16 protein-coding genes and 1 pseudogene are annotated in these 20265 nt (G+C 47.1%); 4 read left to right on the forward strand and 13 right to left on the reverse strand.

Annotation, left to right across the window (positions count from 1 at the left end; genetic code table 11):
* Nucleotides 1-81: 81 nt before the first annotated feature.
* From rpoE to ACY3LV_RS00830, 3 genes are all read right to left on the reverse strand, one after another.
* The gene (gene rpoE / locus ACY3LV_RS00820) at nt 82-609 is read right to left on the reverse strand and encodes a DNA-directed RNA polymerase subunit delta (protein WP_148962498.1); all 528 of its coding nucleotides are present in this window, start codon (nt 607-609) and stop codon (nt 82-84) included.
* Nucleotides 610-791: 182 nt separating this feature from the next.
* Complete coding sequence (locus ACY3LV_RS00825) at nt 792-1931, reverse strand: acyl-CoA dehydrogenase (RefSeq protein WP_464863195.1); 1140 nt, start codon at nt 1929-1931, stop codon at nt 792-794.
* Nucleotides 1928-4045 carry a heterodisulfide reductase-related iron-sulfur binding cluster gene (locus tag ACY3LV_RS00830; RefSeq protein WP_464863196.1) on the reverse strand — a complete coding sequence of 706 codons (2118 nt, stop codon included), beginning with the start codon at nt 4043-4045 and terminating at the stop codon, nt 1928-1930. Before ACY3LV_RS00830 ends, ACY3LV_RS00825 begins: the two co-directional genes overlap by 4 nt.
* Before the next feature lie 154 nt (nt 4046-4199).
* Here ACY3LV_RS00830 and cls (ACY3LV_RS00835) point away from each other — a divergent pair, with 154 nt between their 5' ends.
* From cls (ACY3LV_RS00835) to ACY3LV_RS00845, 3 genes are all read left to right on the forward strand, one after another.
* Nucleotides 4200-5396, forward strand: coding sequence for a cardiolipin synthase (gene cls / locus ACY3LV_RS00835; protein ID WP_464863197.1), 1197 nt, complete (start codon nt 4200-4202; stop codon nt 5394-5396).
* A 12-nt stretch (nt 5397-5408) separates the two neighbouring features.
* Nucleotides 5409-6371, forward strand: coding sequence for a UV DNA damage repair endonuclease UvsE (gene uvsE / locus ACY3LV_RS00840; protein ID WP_464863198.1), 963 nt, complete (start codon nt 5409-5411; stop codon nt 6369-6371).
* A gap of 79 nt (nt 6372-6450) precedes the next feature.
* Nucleotides 6451-6723: a hypothetical protein gene (locus tag ACY3LV_RS00845; RefSeq protein WP_010328953.1), complete on the forward strand. Its 273-nt coding sequence runs from the start codon at nt 6451-6453 to the stop codon at nt 6721-6723.
* Nucleotides 6724-6870: 147 nt separating this feature from the next.
* Here the strand turns inward: ACY3LV_RS00845 and ACY3LV_RS00850 are convergent.
* The 9 genes and pseudogenes from ACY3LV_RS00850 to ACY3LV_RS00890 all read right to left on the reverse strand — a co-directional run bounded on the left by ACY3LV_RS00850 (nt 6871) and on the right by ACY3LV_RS00890 (nt 18623).
* Nucleotides 6871-7354: pseudogene (locus tag ACY3LV_RS00850) on the reverse strand (dihydrofolate reductase family protein).
* A 9-nt stretch (nt 7355-7363) separates the two neighbouring features.
* Nucleotides 7364-9091: an ABC transporter ATP-binding protein gene (locus ACY3LV_RS00855; RefSeq protein WP_464863199.1), complete on the reverse strand. Its 1728-nt coding sequence runs from the start codon at nt 9089-9091 to the stop codon at nt 7364-7366.
* Between the two features lie 87 nt (nt 9092-9178).
* Entirely contained in the window at nt 9179-10681 is a 1503-nt protein-coding gene (cls, locus tag ACY3LV_RS00860; protein WP_464863200.1) for a cardiolipin synthase, read from the reverse strand.
* A gap of 91 nt (nt 10682-10772) precedes the next feature.
* The gene (locus ACY3LV_RS00865) at nt 10773-11402 is read right to left on the reverse strand and encodes a YitT family protein (RefSeq protein ID WP_464863201.1); all 630 of its coding nucleotides are present in this window, start codon (nt 11400-11402) and stop codon (nt 10773-10775) included.
* A gap of 137 nt (nt 11403-11539) precedes the next feature.
* Nucleotides 11540-12211, reverse strand: coding sequence for a respiratory nitrate reductase subunit gamma (gene narI, locus ACY3LV_RS00870; protein ID WP_333561086.1), 672 nt, complete (start codon nt 12209-12211; stop codon nt 11540-11542).
* Complete coding sequence (gene narJ / locus ACY3LV_RS00875) at nt 12208-12762, reverse strand: nitrate reductase molybdenum cofactor assembly chaperone (RefSeq protein WP_333561087.1); 555 nt, start codon at nt 12760-12762, stop codon at nt 12208-12210. The genes narI and narJ overlap by 4 nt, the downstream gene beginning before the upstream one ends.
* A 26-nt stretch (nt 12763-12788) precedes the next feature.
* Nucleotides 12789-14252, reverse strand: coding sequence for a nitrate reductase subunit beta (gene narH, locus ACY3LV_RS00880; RefSeq protein ID WP_087992730.1), 1464 nt, complete (start codon nt 14250-14252; stop codon nt 12789-12791).
* Nucleotides 14242-17928 carry a nitrate reductase subunit alpha gene (locus ACY3LV_RS00885; protein ID WP_464863202.1) on the reverse strand — a complete coding sequence of 1229 codons (3687 nt, stop codon included), beginning with the start codon at nt 17926-17928 and terminating at the stop codon, nt 14242-14244. The genes narH and ACY3LV_RS00885 overlap by 11 nt, the downstream gene beginning before the upstream one ends.
* Before the next feature lie 218 nt (nt 17929-18146).
* Nucleotides 18147-18623, reverse strand: a complete 477-nt coding sequence (locus tag ACY3LV_RS00890) for a Crp/Fnr family transcriptional regulator (protein ID WP_333561089.1) — start codon at nt 18621-18623, stop codon at nt 18147-18149.
* A 143-nt stretch (nt 18624-18766) separates the two neighbouring features.
* Between ACY3LV_RS00890 and ACY3LV_RS00895 the strand changes: the two genes are divergently transcribed.
* Nucleotides 18767-19486, forward strand: coding sequence for a YwiC-like family protein (locus ACY3LV_RS00895; RefSeq protein WP_333561090.1), 720 nt, complete (start codon nt 18767-18769; stop codon nt 19484-19486).
* 32 nt (nt 19487-19518) lie between these two features.
* Here the strand turns inward: ACY3LV_RS00895 and fnr are convergent, their stop codons facing one another.
* The gene (gene fnr / locus ACY3LV_RS00900; protein ID WP_087992734.1) at nt 19519-20235 is read right to left on the reverse strand and encodes a fumarate/nitrate reduction transcriptional regulator Fnr; all 717 of its coding nucleotides are present in this window, start codon (nt 20233-20235) and stop codon (nt 19519-19521) included.
* Between the last annotated feature and the right edge of the window lie 30 nt (nt 20236-20265).

Here is a 20265-nt window from a genome sequence, read left to right on the forward strand (position 1 = left end):
TCTCTCTTCGTTTTTGAAGAGCCCAAAATACATACTACATAGTTCGACTTTGAAAGTCAAGATTGTTTTAAAGATGAGCTTTTACGATTTGAGATCCTTATCGTCGTCTTCTTCTTCGTCTTCTTCATCTTCATCAACCAGGTCTTCTTCGATCTCAAGTTCGTCGTCGTCTTCATCAAGATCTTCATCGTCAAAATCATCGGTATCAAGATCAAGTTGTTCCTCGACTTCATCCAAATCAATGTCGTCTTCGTCGATCTCTTCAAACTCGTCAAGATCAAGATCTTCTTCGACTGCTTTCTTCGCTTTTTTCTTTTTCGCTTTTACGGTCGGCTGCGTTTCTTCGTCAAGCTGATCATACGGATACCAGCTGCGAAGCCCCCAAGTCTGGTCAGAAAGCGCGAGGAAGCGGCCGTCAATGTTTAAATCTGTATAAAATTGAGCGATGCGGTCTCCAAGCTCTTCTTTTGTCACGCCGAGCAAAGATGCAATTTCATTTAAAAGCTCCTGAAAAGGAACTGGTTTTTTATGTTCTTCAAATAATTCGTGAGCGATTTCGACTAAAGCCATTTCCTTTAGCTCTTCCTGTGAATATTGTTTGATACCCAAGGTCGGACACTCCCTTTCTATTACTTATATGTATCTGTTTTATCAATAATGAAAGCGTTTTTGTATCGTTCTTATACAAACCATACCTCTCATTATAAACAAAATAAAACAGAATATGCTACCCTTAACAGCGTTAATTTAAATAATTTTACAAGAGTGATCCGCCTGACAGATGTTTTGCGTCAATCCGCGAGCATTCTGGAGATGACCAGTCTTTGAATTTCTTGAGTGCCTTCATAGATTTGCGTGATTTTCGCATCACGCATATAACGTTCAACCGGATAATCCTTTGTATAGCCGTAGCCGCCGAAGATCTGCACGGCTTCGGTCGTCACCTTCATCGCCGTATCCCCCGCCAGCAGTTTGGACATGGCGGAAGCTTTTCCATATGGAAGGCCTGACGATTCAAGCCACGCCGCCTGATAGGTCAATAGCCTTGAAGCTTCTGTCATTGTAGCCATATCCGCGAGTTTAAAAGCGATGCCCTGATGCTCGGCGATCGATTTGCCGAATTGCTTTCTCTCTTTTGCATATTGAACCGAGGCATCAAGCGCCCCCTGAGCGATGCCTACGGCTTGAGCGGCAATGCCGTTTCTGCCTCCGTCAAGCGTCTTCATGGCGATTTTGAAGCCTTCCCCTTCTTCTCCAAGACGGTTTGCTGCGGGCACAACACAATCTTCGAATGTGATTTCCGTTGTCGTAGACGAACGGATGCCCATTTTCTTTTCTTTCTTGCCTGCAGAAAATCCTTCGAAATCCTTTTCTACAATAAAAGCGGAGATGCCTTTTTTCTTTTTCACGGAATCCGTGACTGCAAAAACAATGTAAATATCCGCGATACCGCCGTTTGTAATAAACACTTTGGAGCCATTTAACACATAGTCATCACCGATTCGTTCAGCAGTTGTTTTCATGCCGCCGGCGTCAGAACCGGACCCCGCTTCAGTCAAAGCGAAAGCGCCGATCTTCTCTCCGAGGGCCAGCTGTGTTAAGTGCTCTGCCTTCTGTTCTTCCGTCCCAAAGGCAAAGATCGGCCAGCTGCAAAGAGAGATATGGGCGGAAAGCGTCACACCAGTGGAGGCGCACACTTTTGACAGCTCCTCCACCGCGATGATGTAGGCCAGATAGTCACTTCCGATTCCTCCGTATTCTTCAGGCCATGGAATTCCCGTCAGCCCTAAATGCGCCATCTCCCGAAACAGCTCGCGATCGAAGCGTTCTTGTTCGTCGCGTTCTGCGGCTGACGGGGCCACCTCATGCTTCGCAAAATCGCGCACCAATTTCCTTATCATCTCGTGTTCTTCTGACAATGAAAAATTCATTGCTTCTCCCCCATTTTCATATCAGCGCCTAAGACAGATTGGGCCAGAAGCTCTGCGACATCATACGTTTTGACCCGGTCTTCGGCTTCTTTTGCCTTTGTGCCGTCCCCAAGCATCGTGAGACAGTACGGACAGCCGGAGCTGATCACCGATGGGGTGACCGCGAGCGCTTGCTCTGTCCTGGCGACGTTAATCCTGTTGCCCGTTTCTTCCTCCATCCACATTAATCCTCCGCCGGCGCCGCAGCACATGCCGGTTTCCCGGTTTCTCTCCATTTCAATCAGCTGCACGCCCGGAATGGCTTTCAAAATCTCCCTCGGCGGATCATAGACTTCGTTGTACCGTCCCAAGTAGCACGAATCATGGAAGGTAATCGCCTCTTGAAGAGGATGCTGCGGTTTTAATTTCCCGTTCTTCACCAGATCAGCCAATACTTCTGTATGATGAAAAGCCTCGCCTTCAAAGCCGAAATCCGGATATTCATTTTTAAATAAATTGTATGCGTGCGGGTCAATCGTAACGATTTTTTTAACATGATTTTTTTCAAATTCAGAGATATTCTTTTCAGCCAGCTCTTGGAACAAAAATTCATTTCCGAGGCGGCGCGGCGTATCCCCTGAATTTTTTTCTTTATTGCCGAGGATCGCGAAGGACACACCCGCGTGATTGAGCAGCTTGGCAAAGGAGACCGCGATTTTCTGGCTTCTGTTGTCGTAAGACCCCATGGAACCGACCCAGAAAAGGTACTCAAATTCCTTTCCCTCTTTTTTCATTTCTTTTACAGTCGGAATCTCGGTATCCGGCGCCGCGTCACGCCAATTTTCACGTTCCTTGCGGTTGAGTCCCCACGGATTTCCCTGCCGCTCGATACTGGTCATAGCGCGCTGTGCGTCACTGTCCATTTTCCCTTCTGTCAGCACAAGGTAGCGGCGGAGGTCGATGATTTTATCCACATGTTCGTTCATGACCGGGCATTGATCCTCACAGTTTCTGCAAGTCGTGCACGCCCAAATTTCTTCCTCTGTGATGACGTCGCCGATCAAGCTCGGATGGTATTCAAGCGCGGCGGCGGCTTCCTGCGATCCGCTTCCTGATGAGGCCGCCGCCAGCTGATTGCCTTTCGTGTGCCGGAATGCTGCCGCGGGCACCCATGGCGAGCGTGAGGTGACGGCGGCGCCTTTTTCTGTGAGATGATCCCTGAGACGCAAAATCAAGTCCATCGGCGACAGCATTTTTCCGGTGCCTGTTGCCGGACACATATTGGTACAGCGGCCGCACTCAACACACGCGTACAGATCAAGCAGCTGGGACTGCCTGAAATCTTCAATTTTTCCCGCGCCGTAGCTTTCTTTCGTTTCATCGGTAAAATCGATTTTTTCAAGCTTTCCGGCAGATTCCATCCTATTGAAAAAGACATTGGCAGGGCCGGCGATTAAATGGGCATGCTTTGACTGCGGCACGTATACCAAAAAGCTCAGCAAAAATAGAAGATGCATCCACCATGCGATATAGAAAATCACCGCCGCCCCTGTTTCTCCGACTCCGCCAAGCAAAAACGCAATACCTGATGCAATCGGCTCGCTCGATGAAAGCCCATGCCCATGCCAGATCAGATTCATCCCGTTTCCAAGCAGAACCGTCAGCATTAATCCTCCGATAAAAATGAGAACAAGTCCTGCTTTGAAGCCGCGTTTCAGCCTGACGAGTTTTTCAATATAACGTCTGTAGAATGCCCAGACCACAGCGATTAAAATGAGAAACGTAACGATTTCCTGAAAAAAGGTGAAGGCGGGATAGACAGGGCCAAGCGGCAGATTCCGATCGGGAGCCAGTCCTTTAATAATAAAGTCAATTGCTCCGAACTGAACCAATATAAACCCGTAGAAAAACATGACATGAATGATTCCGCTTTTCTTGTCCTTCAGCAGTTTTTTCTGTCCGAATACATTCACCCATATGGCGTGAAGCCGTTCCCTAATCCGTTTATCAAAATGTTCTTTCTGCCCGAGTCTGATGTAGGCCAGTCTCGTTTTAACCAAGTAGACAAACAAATAAACAGCGTAAGCGGTTACAACCAGAAATAACAATGCATTTGCGATGAGAAAGCCGCTCATTCCAATTCCCCCTTTTTACTGATAAAGACCGCGATCCCCTACCTCCGAATCTGTATAAGATTATCTTTATGATAAATAATGAATGAGTGTTCAGTCAATAATTAAATTCCCGCTGTTAGGGCACACTACCCTTACTACAGAAAGGAGTGCCGGGATGAAGATATTTTTCGTGATTCTTATCATTGGCATTATACTATTGGCTTTCATACTGCTTGATATCTTCATGGGGCGTGCCGTTTACAAAAAAAACGCGTACGAGCCTGTTTTTTCAAAAAAGAAGAGTGATATCGAATTGATCCACTGCGGTGCTGATCTTGTGGAACGGATGATGAAAGATATCAGCCAGGCCGCTTCCTCTGTTCACGTGATGTTTTTTATTATGAAAAACGATGAGGTCAGCCACAATATGTTTACGCTGCTGAAAACAAAAGCCCAAGCCGGTGTTTCAGTTTATTTGCTGCTGGACTGGTCCGGCTGCCAAAAAATCAAAAAACCGGCGCTGGAGACGATGAAAAATGCCGGGGTTCATGTGCATTTTCTGAACAAACCTCGTTTCCCTTTTTTCTTTTTTCATATGCAGAAACGGAATCACCGGAAAATCGCTGTGATAGACGGAAAAATCGGTTATATCGGCGGGTTTAACATCGCTGAGGAATACCTTGGAAAGAAGGCGAAGTTCGGCAATTGGGAGGATTATCATCTGCGTATGAAAGGAGAAGGGGTGCATGATCTTCAAACGCTTTTTGCTTCCGATCTGAAACGAAATACCGGAATCGAACTTTGCACGGATGTTTGCCCGGATCTTCCGCAAGGGAATATCTCTCATAAGATTTATGCGACTGACGGTTATTCTCTTGAAAAAACGTATTTGGCAAATATCGCGCAGGCAAAAGAGCGCATTACCATTTGCACACCTTATTACATTCCGACAAAACCGCTTCAGCAGGCCTTGGTCAAAGCCAGAAAAAACGGTGCAGCCGTTACGATCATCGTGCCGATGAAATCAGATCATCCGCTGGTCCGAGAAGCAGCTTATACCTATTATTCGGAGCTCTTGGATGCCGGCTGTCTGATCTACCGTTTTTATCAGGGGTTTTATCATGTGAAAGCCCTGATCATTGACGATCATTTCAGTATCATCGGAACCGCCAATTTTGATCAGCGAAGCTTTTTTTTAAATGAAGAAGTGAATGTTGAAATCGATAATGAGGCATTTACAAAAGAAGTCTATGCCACGATTGAAGAGGATATGAAAAGGTCGGAGCTGCTGACAAAGGACAATTTCAAAAAGCGCACGTTCAGGCAGCGTCCGGCGGAATGGCTTGGCAGAGCATTATCTTATTTTTTATAAAGGAGAGTTCCTATGATTTTTAGATTCGGGTTCGTTTCAAACGCGATGAGCCTTTGGGATGCGTCTCCCGCTAAAACACTGACATTCGCGCGTTATTCCAAGCTTGCAAAAGATGAAAGAAAAGAAGCCCTGCTGTCCGTGACAAAAGCCAATTTACAAAATACACTGAGAACCCTTCACTATATCATCGGCCACAGCATTCCTTTGTACCGTTTTTCCAGTTCGATTGTGCCGCTGGCCACGCATCCCGATGTCATGTGGGATTTTGTAACACCGTTTCAAAAAGAGTTTCGGGAGATCGGAGAGCTTGTCAAAAGACATCATCTGCGAACAAGCTTCCATCCAAACCAATTCACTCTGTTCACGAGCCCGAAGGAAAACGTCACAAAAAATGCGGTAACCGATATGGCCTATCACTACCGCATGCTTGATGCCATGGGCATTGCTGATCGCTCTGTTATCAACATTCATATCGGCGGCGCTTACGGAAATAAAGACACCGCCACTGCACAATTTCATCAAAATATAAAGCATCTGCCAAAGGAGATCAAACAGCGGATGACGCTTGAGAATGATGATAAAACATATACGACGGAAGAAACGCTTCAGGTTTGCGAACAAGAAGATGTTCCGTTCGTCTTTGACTTTCATCATTTTTACGCCAATCCAGATGATCACGCCGACCTAAATGAAGCACTGCCACGGATGATCAAGACGTGGGAACGGATCGGACTGCAGCCGAAAGTTCACCTGTCCTCTCCAAAATCGGAGAAAGCCATACGCAGCCATGCCGATTATGTTGACGCCAACTTTTTGCTGCCGCTCTTGGAACGCTTCAGGCAATGGGGGACCAATATTGATTTTATGATTGAAGCAAAACAGAAAGACAAAGCGCTTCTCCGCCTGATGGATGAATTAAGCTCCATCCGCGGCGTCAAACGCATCGGAGGCGGCACACTGCAATGGAAATCATAAATGTGCATTATCAGGTTTAAGGTTCGTCCGCCCTGGGAACATACGCTATATAAGACAACAATGATGGAGGAGAAAGAACATGAAAAATATCAAGTCTCTAAAAGTAGCCGCACAGGCATTTACTTTAAGAAATTTGATTCATCTTTATAAAATGTGCCATTCCGGCAGCCACGAGGTCTATATTTATTCGAAGAAAACGATGTGCAAAATCAAAAACTTAATTGAGCTTGAGACGTTCCGCATGGCTCATGATGAGAAAGAATATCTCATTGTAGTAGAAGGCACAAAAGCGTCCCAGCTGGTTGAAAAGTTTCAAAATATCATCGAGCCTGCTGAAAAAGAAGCGCTCTGACTTACATATAAAAAGGATAGACATGTTTTTGTCTATCCTTCAGATTGTTGATAAAATCCTAAAACAGTTTTCGTTTTAGGATTTTGTCATCTTTTCAGCGTGATTGAAAACCCTTGAAGTCTAGGAAAGGAGAGCATCGGAGCACAGCTAATGTTGAAATTCGTGAGCACCGAAGCGCAGCCTTGACAACGAATGCGAGGGTTTGTCGAAACGCTGAACCGCCTGTCCAAATTGTTTCAGCCCTTTTAACCGCAGCTTTTTTTCATTCGTCAGCTCGTGAAACAGCGGAATGCCGCTCCCTAAAACGACTGGAATCATGGTAATGATGAATTCATCGATGGCGGCTTCTTTCATAAAGGCATTCACCAGCTCTGCCCCGCCGGCTATCCAGATGTTTAAGCCTTTCCTGTTTCAAACAGTCAGTGAAGGCCTTGGCTTCCTCATTGATAAACGTCACGTGTTCATATGTGCTCCGGCCTAAGATGACGGTATCAACAGTCTGATAAAACCCCGATGTATCCGTTATCGCCTTCACCTTCAAATTCATCCAGCCAATCGATGCTTCCATCTTCTCTTGCGATCATCCCATCCAATGAAACAGCAATGTGTACAGCACATTTTTTCGATCCATATTCTTCTCCTATTGCTGTACCATTTGCCCGAATTGCGCCTGATGCAGCCTGCTGTAAAGACCGCCGGCTTCAATCAGGTCATGATGGCGCCCTTGCTCTTCAATTCCGTTCTTTGTGACAACCACAATTCTGTCCGCGTCTTTAATCGTCGCCAGCCTGTGAGCGATGACGAGCGTGGTGCGCCCCTCGGACAATTCTTCCAGCGCCTTTTGGATCGCCGCTTCTGTTTCTGTATCAAGGGCCGAGGTCGCTTCGTCGAGAATCAGGATCGACGGATTTTTCAAGAACATCCGCGCAATTGACAGACGCTGCTTTTGCCCGCCGGAAAGCTTCACGCCCCTTTCGCCGATGAGGGTATCCAATCCATCCGGCATGCTATGGACGAGCTCTTCCAGATGCGCCTGCCTCACAGCCTGCCAAATGTCTTCTTCTGATGCGTCTAATCGGCCGTAGGCGATATTTTCTCTAAGCGTGCCAGAGAACAAAAAAACGTCCTGCTGCACGACGCCAATTTGCCCGCGCAGCGAAGACAGCGTCATGTCTTTAATACTGATGCCGTCGATCGTAATGTTGCCCTCCGATGCTTCATAAAAGCGCGGAAGCAGACTGCAAAGCGTTGATTTCCCCGCACCTGACGGACCGACGAACGCAACTGTTTCCCCCGCTTGAATGGATAGGTTTATGTCATCGAAAACACTGTGATGGTCGTCATAGCCAAACGAAACATGTTCATAGCGGATATTGCCCCCCAGAGCGGAAACGTCTCTCGCATCAGGGGAATCCTGAATATCCGGCTCTGTCTCCATCAGTTCCATATAGCTTTTGAAACCGGCGATTCCCCTTGGATACATTTCGATAATGGCGTTAATTTTATCAATAGGCCTGAACAGCACGTTCGTCAGGAGCACAAACGCCACGAATTCCCCGTACGATAAGGAGCCGCGAATGACAAACCATGTTCCGCACAAAAGGACAAACAATGTGACAAACCGAGTCAGCATGTAGCTGATTGAACCGTTTTTCGCCATGATTTTGTATGAGGAAAGCTTTGTGATACGGAAACGCTGATTGTTGACGGCGAAGCGTTCTTTTTCAAACGCTTCATTGCCGAACGCCTGCACGAGCCGGATGCCGCCGATATTATTTTCCACACGCGCGCTGAAGGCTCCGATATCTTTGTTCAGCGCGGTAAACGCTTTGGTCATTTTTTTGTTGAAATAAAGCGCGAGCCATATGACAATCGGCATGATGATAAACGTTAGTAATGCCAGCTGCCAGTTAATAAACAGCATCACCCCGAACGCCCCGAGAATGGTCATGATGGCAATGAATAAATCTTCCGGGCCGTGATGGGCAACTTCGCCGATGTACATTAAATCGTTCGTCAGCTTCGACATGAGCGTTCCCGTCTTGTTGTTGTCGTAAAATTTGAATGAGAGCTTTTGCAAATGGTCAAAAAGCGATTTTCTCATATCGGTCTCGATATTGATCCCGAGCATATGCCCCCAGTATGTCACGATATACTGGAGAGCCGAGCTGAGCGCGTACACCGCAAATAAGCCGATTGAAGTCGCGATGATCAGGCCCCAGTCCCTGCCCGGAAGCAAGGTATCAATAAAATAATTGACGATCAAAGGAAAACTCAGCTCCATTAAGCCTCCCGCGATCGCCGAAAAAAAGTCGAGAAAGAACAACGTTTTATATGGTTTATAGTATGAAAAAAATTGCCGCAGCACCCTATCTTCCTCCAATGCATAAATAACTGATAACTTTTCTCAATTATACTATACACTGTCTGTATTTAAAGATCAGATTTCTTTTTCTTACAGAACGCCTGAAAATAGACGGGCAAAGGATTCTTTTGTCCGGTCGGTCACCCCTCTTTTGTAAAAGGCGACAGGGGTGAGTTTTTCACTGTCCAGCATATCCTCTTCAAAATGGTCTTCAAGGGTGCGTATCGCTTCGGCATCCGTGAAGAACACGTTCACTTCAAAGTTGAGCTGGAAGCTGCGCATGTCCATATTCGCTGTGCCGACCGAGGCGAGATCGCCATCAACAATCATCACCTTTTGATGCATAAAGCCTTTTTGGTAGGAGTACACTTCAATGCCCTCAAGAAGCAGCTCCGGGAAATAGGATCTCGACGCGTATTGCGTCAAAAAGCTGTCGTTCGTCTCCGGCACCATGACCCTTACTTCTACTCCTTTTGTCGCCGCTGCTTTCAGCGCCGTGCGAATGGACTCATTCGGGACAAAATAAGGCGTGGCGATCCAGATTGATTTCTGGGCTGAAGTAATCATTTCATAATAGAGGTCGCTCATGCTTTCCTTCATGTCAGGGCCTGTCGCGACAATTTGATATATGCCACCTCCCTCCACGGGAACCGGCGTATTGTACTCCTCTTGATCTATTAACACTTCATCGGAGACGTATTCCCAATCCAGCATAAAGATGGCGTGAAGCGTTTGCACAATTTCTCCTTCCAGCCGGAGGTGAGTGTCTCTCCAAAACCCGATATACGGATCTTTGCTGATATATTCCTTTCCGACATTTAATCCGCCCACAAAACCGATTTTTCCGTCGATGACCACAATTTTCCGGTGATTTCTGAAATTCAATTTCTGGTTGAAAAACCCGTATTTCAGCGGAGAAAACGGAACGATGTCCACTCCCGCTTGTTTCATTTTTATGATATCTCTTCTTGCCAGCTTGATGCTTCCTGCGGCGTCGTATAAAAACCGCACCTCGACACCCTGACGCGCTTTTTCCATCATAATGTCCATCATGCCGCGGCCGAGCATGTCCGACTTGAACATGTAGTATTCAATATGTATATAAGATTCCGCTTTCCGCATCGCTTTGAAAATATCGGGAAAGGTTTCTTCGCCGTTTTTCAGCACTTTGATATCGCTTTTCGTATTGATATTCATATGGGCAGCCCTGATGGAATACGTAAAGAACCTTTCCTGATTGTCTTTAAGACCTGTCACTTCAGGCGTTTCCTCCCTGTCAAACAGCTTCCTGAGCTTTTCCCGGTTGTACATTCGTTTTGTTTTAAACAGCTTTCCCTTCACATAAAGCTGTCCGGAAAACAGGTAAAACATGTAACCGATGATTGGAAAAAAGACGAGAATGTGGATCCATAACAGCGTGTGCTGCGAGGTGCGGTTTTCAAGAATTAACGAATAGATGCTGAACAAAATAATGCTTACATAGCAAAGCAATCCTCCGTAAAACTCAAACCTGGAAACCGGAAAAAACCATATGATATATGCCCCGATGAGCATGATATATAAAAAGAAAAATTCCAGTCTCCTTTTCAGCATCCTCACTCTCTCCAATCTGATTCGATTACCTCCGTATTACCTCTTTTTTCTAGTCTGTAAACCTTTAGCCCCTCCGCAAGAAGCGGAAGGTTTATGATGAGGCTTCCTGAGATTGGCCGGGTGTGATGTTCCGGAGTAACCCGGGCTTGAGTGAATAGCTGCTTTTGATTTTATTTTTGAAGAAGCCGACGATCAAACCCGTCGTCGCAATCGACACTATGGAGAAGAGGCCTTCCAGCAATCCAACGGAGAAAATGCCGGCCAGCACTACGCCGAAATCGAAGAGAAAATTAACTGTACCCGGATTCCATCCGTAGCGCTTTTGCAGAAATAAAGCGAGGATATTGGCACCCCCGAGCGATGCCTGATGATAAAACATGAGCGACAAGCCAAACCCGATCAGCGTCCCGCCGCAAATCGCCCCGGCAAGCAGTGAAAATGAGACAGACGGCAGCCAATGATCCGCGCTTGTAAACAGAGTCAGCGCTGTGACTGCAAATACAGTGGATAAGGTGAATTTGATGCCCATTCTGATGAGAGAAAATACATAAAACGGAATATTGACCAGAAAGAAGATCATGGCAAACGAGGAATGAAACAAGTATGACAGGCTTAGTGACAATCCGGCTGTGCCGCCGGTTAATACGTGAGAATGTCTGAGTGTCAGGACTCCGGCGCTTGTCATAAGACAAGCAGTTAAAATGAGTAAAATTCGTTTCATTCTTCACTCTCCTTTTTAGATGATGTCATTTCCACCTACAAACATAACAGGATACCCGGCCGCCCAGCCATTACCTTGGCAGAAAACATCTTATGTTTTTATGTTTTCAAAAAATCCCCCTCTTTCAAGGGGGATTTTCACGAGCGTTTCCGATACACGACAAAGCTTCGTGTCAGATATTTGAGCGGGAGACTGAACACATGAACCAGTCTCGTAAACGGCCACAGGATAAAAACGACGTATCCGATGATGATATGAAGCTTAAACCATAGCGGGACATTCTCCATCAAAGAGGCGTCAGGCCTGAACAAAAAGATCTCCCTGAACCACGGTCCGACTGTTGTCCGGTAGTCAAATCCTTTCGAATCAATGTTGAGAAATGTGGCGGCAAGACCCGACAGCATCATAAACAGCAGCAGAATAAGCGTAAGGATATCCGATGGCGAGCTCGTTTTGCGGATTCTTTTGTCAAACAGCCTTCTGTACGTCAGGATGAAAAGTCCGGTACATGCCGCGATTCCGGCAGGCAGGCCCGCGCCAATCGCCATTTTGTGATACACATGCTCTGAAATGCCAATGGAAGCGTACACGGCTTCCGGGATCAGAATGCCCATGACATGCCCGCCGATAACGCACAGCATGCCCCAGTGAAAAAGGGTGCTGCCTGCCGCAAGTTTTTTCTTTTCTAACAGCTCGCTTGATTTCGCCGTCCAGCCAAATTGGTCATGCTGATAGCGGTAAATATGGCCGCCGATGAAGATCGTCATGACAATGTATGGCATCACGCCCCACAGGATCTGCCCGCTCATGGCTGAACAGCCCCTTCAACGCCTTCACGTACGCCGATGTTTTCCAGCGCGGCCAGCAGCACGTGCAACAGCTCCGCATAGATACTGTCATTTTTTTCGAGGCGGGTTGCCAGCTCCCTCACATTGGACAAATATTTTTCAAACACGCTATTCGCAGCTTCAATCTCCGCAACCGCGGCAAATTCCAGCATAAGCGGGAGATAATCAGGCAGCTCTTTGTCTGTCGGCAGGAAACCGGATTGCTGGTAGGTGTTTTTTAAATGCAGCAATTCAATACCGCGTTCCCTTTGCTCGCCTGAGTTAAAGTAGGTGACGTACATATTCGTTTTTTTCCCGAAGTCGAACGTATAGACATAGTGTTCAATTAGCGCTTCATGAGAAAAGCTGGCTGACGCCTCGAAAAAGTGCAGCAGCAGCTCCCGGATTTTCCGGTTGCCAATTTCATGGGTAAGAGCCTTCCAATCGGGAAGCTCGGCTCTCCACTCTTCGTCTGGATAAGACAGAAGACAAGAAAGAGCGGAGAACGTGATTTGCCGGTCTATGGTGTTCATCTAGTTACACCTCGTTTATCTAAAAATTAAAAACAAGAGCCGGGGCCGCCTGAAAATGATAAGCCGCAGCTCCCTTGTTCAGCGTATAAATCAGACACTTCTTCTCGGTGGCTGCTTGGAATCACAAAGCGATCATCATATTTTGCGATCGCAAGCAGCCGATACATGTCTTCAATTTGCTGTTCTGTTAAGCCGACGCTGGAGATCAGTGCCGGGTCGATGGATTTATTCGTCTGGACCGCTCTCATATACTGCCGCATGACAGACATTTTCTTTAACGTTGACCGAATATGATCCGTATCACCAGCCGTTAAAAGCTGCGCCAAATAGTCAATCGGAATTCTCATTTGGTCGATAGCCGGAAAAATATCTTCCGCAGATTGCTGGCTGCCTTTTCCTTCAAAGAGATTCATAATCGGGCTCAGCGGCGGAATGTACCAAACCATCGGCAATGTGCGGTACTCAGGGTGAAGCGGCAGCGCAATCTTCCAGTCAATGATCATTTTATAGATCGGCGATTGCTGAGCAGCCTCTATCCATTCAGCCGGGATGCCTTGTTCTTTTGCCAGCTTGGCAACCTCAGGATCATTCGGATCCAGAAAAACGTCCAATTGGGAATGGTAGAGATCCTTTTCATTTTCAACAGATGCCGCTTCCTCCACTTTGTCCGCGTCATACAGCATGACGCCGAGGTAGCGGATTCTGCCTACACACGTCTCGGAGCAGATGGTCGGCAGTCCAGCCTCCAGGCGCGGAAAGCAGAGGGTGCATTTTTCAGCTTTGTTCGTTTGCCAGTTAAAATAAACTTTTTTATAAGGGCAGGATGAGACGCAATATCGCCATGAACGGCACGCGTTTTGATCCACAAGCACAATGCCGTCCTCCTCGCGTTTGTACATGGCGCCCGATGGACAAGAAGACACGCACGCCGGGTTGATGCAGTGCTCACAAATACGCGGCAGATACATCATAAAGACCTCATCGAATTCTGTTTTGATTGATTCCTCCATCTTTTGCACGTTTGGATCTTCAAGCCCTGTAATATGGCCGCCTGCGAGGTCATCCTCCCAGTTCGGGCCCCATTCGATATTCATGAAATCCCCCGTCAGCGACGATTTCGGGCGCGCCACCGGCTGGTGTTTTTTCTGCGGGCTGTTTGTTAATGTTTCATAATCATAGTTCCAAGGTTCATAGTAATCATCAATCGACGGCTGGTTTGGATTATAGAAAAGGCCTGCAAGCCGATTCGTTTTCGGGCCGGATTTCAGCTCGAGCTTTCCTTTTTTCAATGTCCAGCCGCCTTTATATTTGTCCTGGTCTTCCCATTGCTTCGGGTAGCCGATGCCCGGCTTTGTTTCTACATTATTGAAGTACATATATTCCGCACCGGCACGGTTTGTCCACGTGTTTTTGCAGGTGACGCTGCACGTGTGGCAGCCGATGCATTTATCCAAGTTCATGACCATACCGATTTGCGCTTTAATCTTCAAGCCAATCGACCTCCTTCAGCTTGCGGATGACGACATTCAGGTCGCGCTGATTCCCTGTTGGACCGTAATAGTTAAAGCCGTAGCTGAGCTGGGCATAGCCCCCGATCATCTGTGTCGGCTTGACGTGAATCCTTGTCGGGCTGTTATGGGTGCCTCCGCGGTTATTCGTCAGTTTTGTGCCGGGTACGTTGATGTGGCGGTCTTGGGCATGGTGCATAAACGCCATTCCTTTAGGAATCCGGTGAGACAGAACCGCTCTCGCGACGACAACGCCATTTCGGTTGAAGCATTCAATCCAATCGTTGTCCTTGATATCCGTGTCCTCAGCATCATCTTTATTCATCCACACGGTCGGCCCGCCGCGGAACAGCGTCAGCATCGGTAAAGAATCAAAATACATGCTGTGGACGGACCATTTATTATGCGGTGTCAAATAATTAAGGACGATTTCTTTGCCCTCTTGATCTGGCCGCTTGCTTAGAAACGGACGATGTTGGAGGATCGGTTTAAATGTTGCCATCGTTTCACCGAATTCCATCATCAGTTCATGATCGACATAATAAGATTGTCTGCCGGTCAGTGTTCGCCACGGGATTAATTTTTCTACGTTTGTCGTAAACGGCGAGTACCTGCGTCCCCCTTTTTCCGAGCCGGTAAATGCCGGAGACGTGATGACCGTTTTTGGCTGAGCTGTAATTTGTTCGAACGTAAAGCATTCTTCCTCTCGTTCTTCCGCCAGGTCTTTCAGCTTCAGGTTTGTGATGTTTTCAAGTGATTCCCAGGCTTTCACAGCGACTTTTCCATTTGAAGTGGATGATAAGGTTAAAACTGCCTCTGCCGCCTGCTTCGCTTCACTTATATTCGGACATCCCTTGGCAACGCTGTCCGTTGTGATTTCTCCCAGTCTCTTTTTGAGTGATTCATATTCATCGGCTATCGACCAGCTCATCCCTTTTGTTCCGCTCGGTTTTAGGGCGGCTTGAGGACCCAGCGCTGTCATTTTGGCGAAAATTTGTTTATAGTCCCGCTCAACAACATGGATGTTCGGCATCGTTTTTCCCGGAATGGCTTTGCATTCGCCCTTGCTCCAGTCATTGATTTTGCCGAACGGCTGGGCCAGTTCCTGCATGGTGTCGTGAAGGAGCGGCGTCGCGACCACTTCTTTCACCGGCTCCATATCGACTTCTTCTGCCAAATCTGAAACGGCTTTTGACAGTACTTTGAAAATATCCCAGTCTGACTTCGATTCCCACGGGGCCGAGATGGCCGGAGCGAAAGGATGAATGAACGGGTGCATATCTGTGCTGCTGAGATCGTGTTTTTCATACCATGTCGCCGCCGGCAGTACGATATCAGAATAAAGTGCCGTACCAGCCATTCGAAAATCAAGATTGATTAACAAGTCGAGTTTACCTTCCGGTGCCTGCTCCCGCCATTTGATTTCTTCAGGGCGGATGCTGTCGCTGTCGTCATTCATTAATCCATTTGTCGTCCCCAGCAGATGCTTGAGAAAATATTCATGCCCTTTTCCTGAACTCGAAATCAGATTTGCCCGCCATACGAAGAGATTCCTCGGGAAATTGGCTTCATTGTCTGGATCTTCAATCGCGAATTTCAGCTTTTTCTCTTGAAGCTGTGAGGCCACGTACGCCCCAACGTCTTCAGGTATTGCTGCCCCCGCTTGTTCAGCTTCTTTGTATAGGTCAATTCCGTTTTGATTGAATGTCGGATAAGACGGCAGCCACCCTAATCGCGCTGCCAGCACATTGTAATCGGCATGATGCTTGTAGCGGGATGACGCAGCGATCGGCGAAGCCAAGTCACTGATCGGCTGGTCCTCGTATCGCCACTGGTCTGTTGCAAAGTAGAAAAATGAGGTGCCGTTTTGCAGCTTGGGCACGCCCTCCCAGTCCTTTGCATTTGCAATCGTCTGCCACCCTTCAGCAGGGCGGAGCTTTTCCTGCCCCACATAGTGAGCCCAGCCTCCGCCGTTTACACCTTGGGCGCCTACCAGTAAAACAAGATTTAACACCGCCCGGTAAATCGTGTCGGAGTTGAACCAGTGGTTAATCCCCGCTCCTACGATAATCATGGACCGGCCGTCTGTATCGATCGCATTTTGGGCAAACTCTCTGGCAATCTTCATGACGGCTTCTTTTTTGATTCCTGTCATCTTTTCCTGCCAGGCAGGCGTGAACGGCTCAGGATCATCATAGGAGACAGCTGATTGTTCTCCGATGCCCCGGTTCACGCCATAGTTGGCCAGTATCAAGTCAAACACGGTCGTGACACAAACCTCTTCGCCGTTCAGGTTCAGTTTTTTTATAGGAAGATCCCGCTTAAGCACTTTGTTTCCGTCATCTGAAAAATACGGGATGCGCACCGTGCCGATTTCGTCCTCTATTCCGAGTACGGAGAGACGGGGTTCTATCGGTTCCCCGGTTTCTTCATCGATCATGTGCAGGTTCCATTTCTGCTGCCCGTCCCAGCGGGAGCCCATTGTTCCTTGCGGTATGGCAAATGTGTTTGTCTGTTCATTCCAGACCGCAGGCTTCCACTGGTCATGCTCTGCCTTGCGGCCAATGTCCTTCGCATGCAGAAACCGCCCCGCTGTGTATGCGCCATTTTCTTTCGACAGGGTGACGAAAAATGGAAAATCCGTGTATTGCTTTGCATAGTCAATGAAACGTTCTGTCTCTTGGTTCACGTAAAATTCCTGCAAAATGACGTGACCCATGGCCATTGCAAGCGCCCCGTCAGTCCCTTGGCGGATACTCAGCCAGTCATCCGCGAACTTTGAGGATTCCGCAAAATCCGGACTGATCGAAATGACCTTCGCGCCTTTATAGCGGGCCTCAGCCAAAAAATGCGCGTCAGGTGTTCTTGTTAACGGAACGTTGGAGCCCCATGTGATGATATAGCCTGAATTGTACCAATCACTGCTTTCCGGAACGTCTGTCTGGTCACCCCAAATTTGCGGGGATGCCGGAGGAAGATCCGCATACCAATCATAAAAACTGAGCATAGGGCCGCCGATTAAAGACATAAACCGGGAGCCTGAGGCGTGGCTGAGCATGGACATGGCCGGAATCGGAGAAAAGCCGACATTCCGGTCTGGACCGTATTTCATGACTGTATAGAGCAGAGAGGCTGAAACCAGCTTCAGCACCTCCGGCCATTCAGCGCGCACAAAACCGCCTTTCCCTCTTGCTTGTTTATAAGACTTCGCTTTTTCAGGGTTTTCAACGATTGATTTCCAGGCTTCCAATGGATTTTGATGAGCCTGCAGAGCTTCCCGCCATAAATTGATCAGCACACCGCGCACGTATGGATATTTCACACGGAGCGGGCTGTAGATATACCAAGAAAAACTGGCCCCCCGCGGACAGCCTCTCGGTTCAAAATCAGGCATATCAGGGCCTGTTGATGGATAATTCAAGTTTTGTCCTTCCCACGTGACAATTCCGTTTTTCACATATATATTCCAGCTGCATGACCCCGTGCAGTTGACACCGTGGGTGGAGCGCACGACTTTGTCGTACTGCCATCTGTTTCTGTATACATTCTCCCAATCGCGATCTTCGCGGGTGGTTTGGCTATGTTTATTTGAATGGTGTTCGATAGGAGAGAAATAGTTTAATCTCCTAAACAACGGACTCATTTTCTTTTTCTTCATGAGCGTTCACTCCTTCCGAGTCAGGTGATGCTAAGTTCACTATAAACAGAGACAGCGTGTTTTCTTGTGAACTATGTCACACACTCTGCTTTTTTCACAAAATGTTCACACTGAGAAGAAGGAACAGACTTTCACAGGAAGTGATGAGGGCGGCGTTCAGGCAGGACGCCTGAGTCATTAGCCGCTTTTCATTCAAAGATCAAAAAAACCGGTTCTTTTTAAGAACCGGGCTCGGCGTTTTTATCTTGTGATGTATGCAGATAACGCAAAAATAGTTGATAGGAACAAAAGACATTTTGCTGAAGTACCGCCAAAAAATTCATTTGCAGCTGTGGGTTGTAAGTCATCATTTTTTTAAATATATAAAAAGGGATTTTGAGAATAAGAATGTCCGAAGAGGCATTGACTGAGATAAAAGGCGATAAATACAGCCCGCCTTTTTCATCAATCGGAAACACATCGCCTTTTTCCCACAGCGCAACGGTTTTCGATCCTTCAGGGAGCCTGCTGTCCATAAAACGGACACTGCCTTTTAATACAATATAAACGGATTGAGAATGAAGAAAGGATGAAGCCAGATCAGATGAGCCGCCGATAAACGTCCCGTTTTTCAGCAAAGTTTCGACAATGGATAGAGGCACTTCATTAAACATAGGGAGTTGTTTCAGAAACAATAAATAGTCACACTGATTCATAGGAAAGCCTCCTGTGCTAAGGATAGCTTTAGTGTAACTCGATTGAGCCTGTACAGCAGTGATGTATTTCACAGCCTGTATGATGTATGTCACTTATCGGGAGAGTGACTGTATTTATAATGAAATAAAAAAGGAGGATTTCGATGAAGGCACTGATTCCGAAGCAGCACGGCGCATGGGCGATGCTGCTGATTCCATTTTTGCTTGGGATGGTCAAGGGAGGTCCCGTTTTCTGGCATCTTCCGCTTTTCCTAGGCTTGCTTTTCCTTTACTTGATGGTCTACCCCATCACACTCGCCATGAAGAAGAAACAGATTAAATCCTATCAAAAGTGGATATGTTATTACGGTGTTCTGGCCTGCTGCTTTTTGATGATCCCTGTCTTTTATAAGCCTGCGCTCATCTGGGTTGGCGTTTCTTTATTTCCGCTTTTTCTCATTCATACGTATTATGCCCGCCGAAAAAACGAACGAGCACTAGTGAATGATATTGCGGGTGTCTTGTTCTTTTGTTCAGGCGGGCTTGCGAGCTGCTGGCTGGGGGCGGGAACCCTTGACGGCTGGGCTTGGTTTATTTTCTTGCAATCTGCTTTATTTTTTATCGGGAGTTCTTTTTATGTAAAGTCGGTGATCCGGGAGAGAAAGAACAGGTTTTTTGCATACTGTTCTTGGGGATATCATCTGCTGCTCCCCTTTTTATCCGCTCTTCTCGGAGCAGGATGGGCATTTCTTGCTTTTATCCCAAGCAGTTTGCGGGCATGGTTTTTTCACGGAAGGGATTGGCCCGTTAAAACGATCGGCATTCTGGAAATCGTGAATGCCTGCTTCTTTTTTGCCGTCATGTGTTTGTTTATCACTAGATAAAAACCAAGGACCGCCGGCGGCCCTTGGTTTTTTCAGTCAATATTGCAAATCTCCAGCGGACAATTTTCACACTCAATCTCGCATCGTAAATAGTCCCGCTTGTGCAAAATAATTTTTCCGGATTCGTCTATCGAAATCACCCCTTGTTTGCGGAGGTCTCCGAGCATACGGTTGACGCTTTCCCTTGCCGCCGCGCAAAACTTTGCTAAATCTTGATTTGTCAGCGCGATGTTAATCAGAATGCCGTCGCTTCGTTCCACCCCGTAGCTGTTCGATAAACGGATAAGAGTGGAGTAGAGCGCCCCCTTTTTGCCGTGAAGAAGCAGATCCCTGATTTTAGACTGGATTTTCCGGAGGTGGGTGCTCATCCATTTCATAAATTCAAATGTCAAAGCACCGTTTTGGATGAGTTCCTTTTCCAGCTTGTTTTTATTAATGACGAGCACCTCGCCATCCTCTAGCACCTTTGCACTGAGCATATATCTCGGTTCTTCAGTGAAAAGTGTTAATTCCCCGACAATATCATTTTTTTGGCAGATTCTAAGGGTCAGATCTTTTCCGTCAGATGTCAGTTTGCCGATTTCAATGAGTCCTGATTGAATAAGATATAGCTCTTCTGCATCCATTCCTTCCCGAAACAAATACGTGTGTTTTTCCATTTTTCTTTTCGTACTGATCGATTCCAGCAATTCATGCAGATCGCTGGAAATAAGATCACTATCAGATGGTCGGACAGAGAGAAAATTCATGAGCTCACCTCGAAGAAAGTCACGTTGCGT

The organism is Bacillus sp. 11C, from assembly GCF_055486375.1.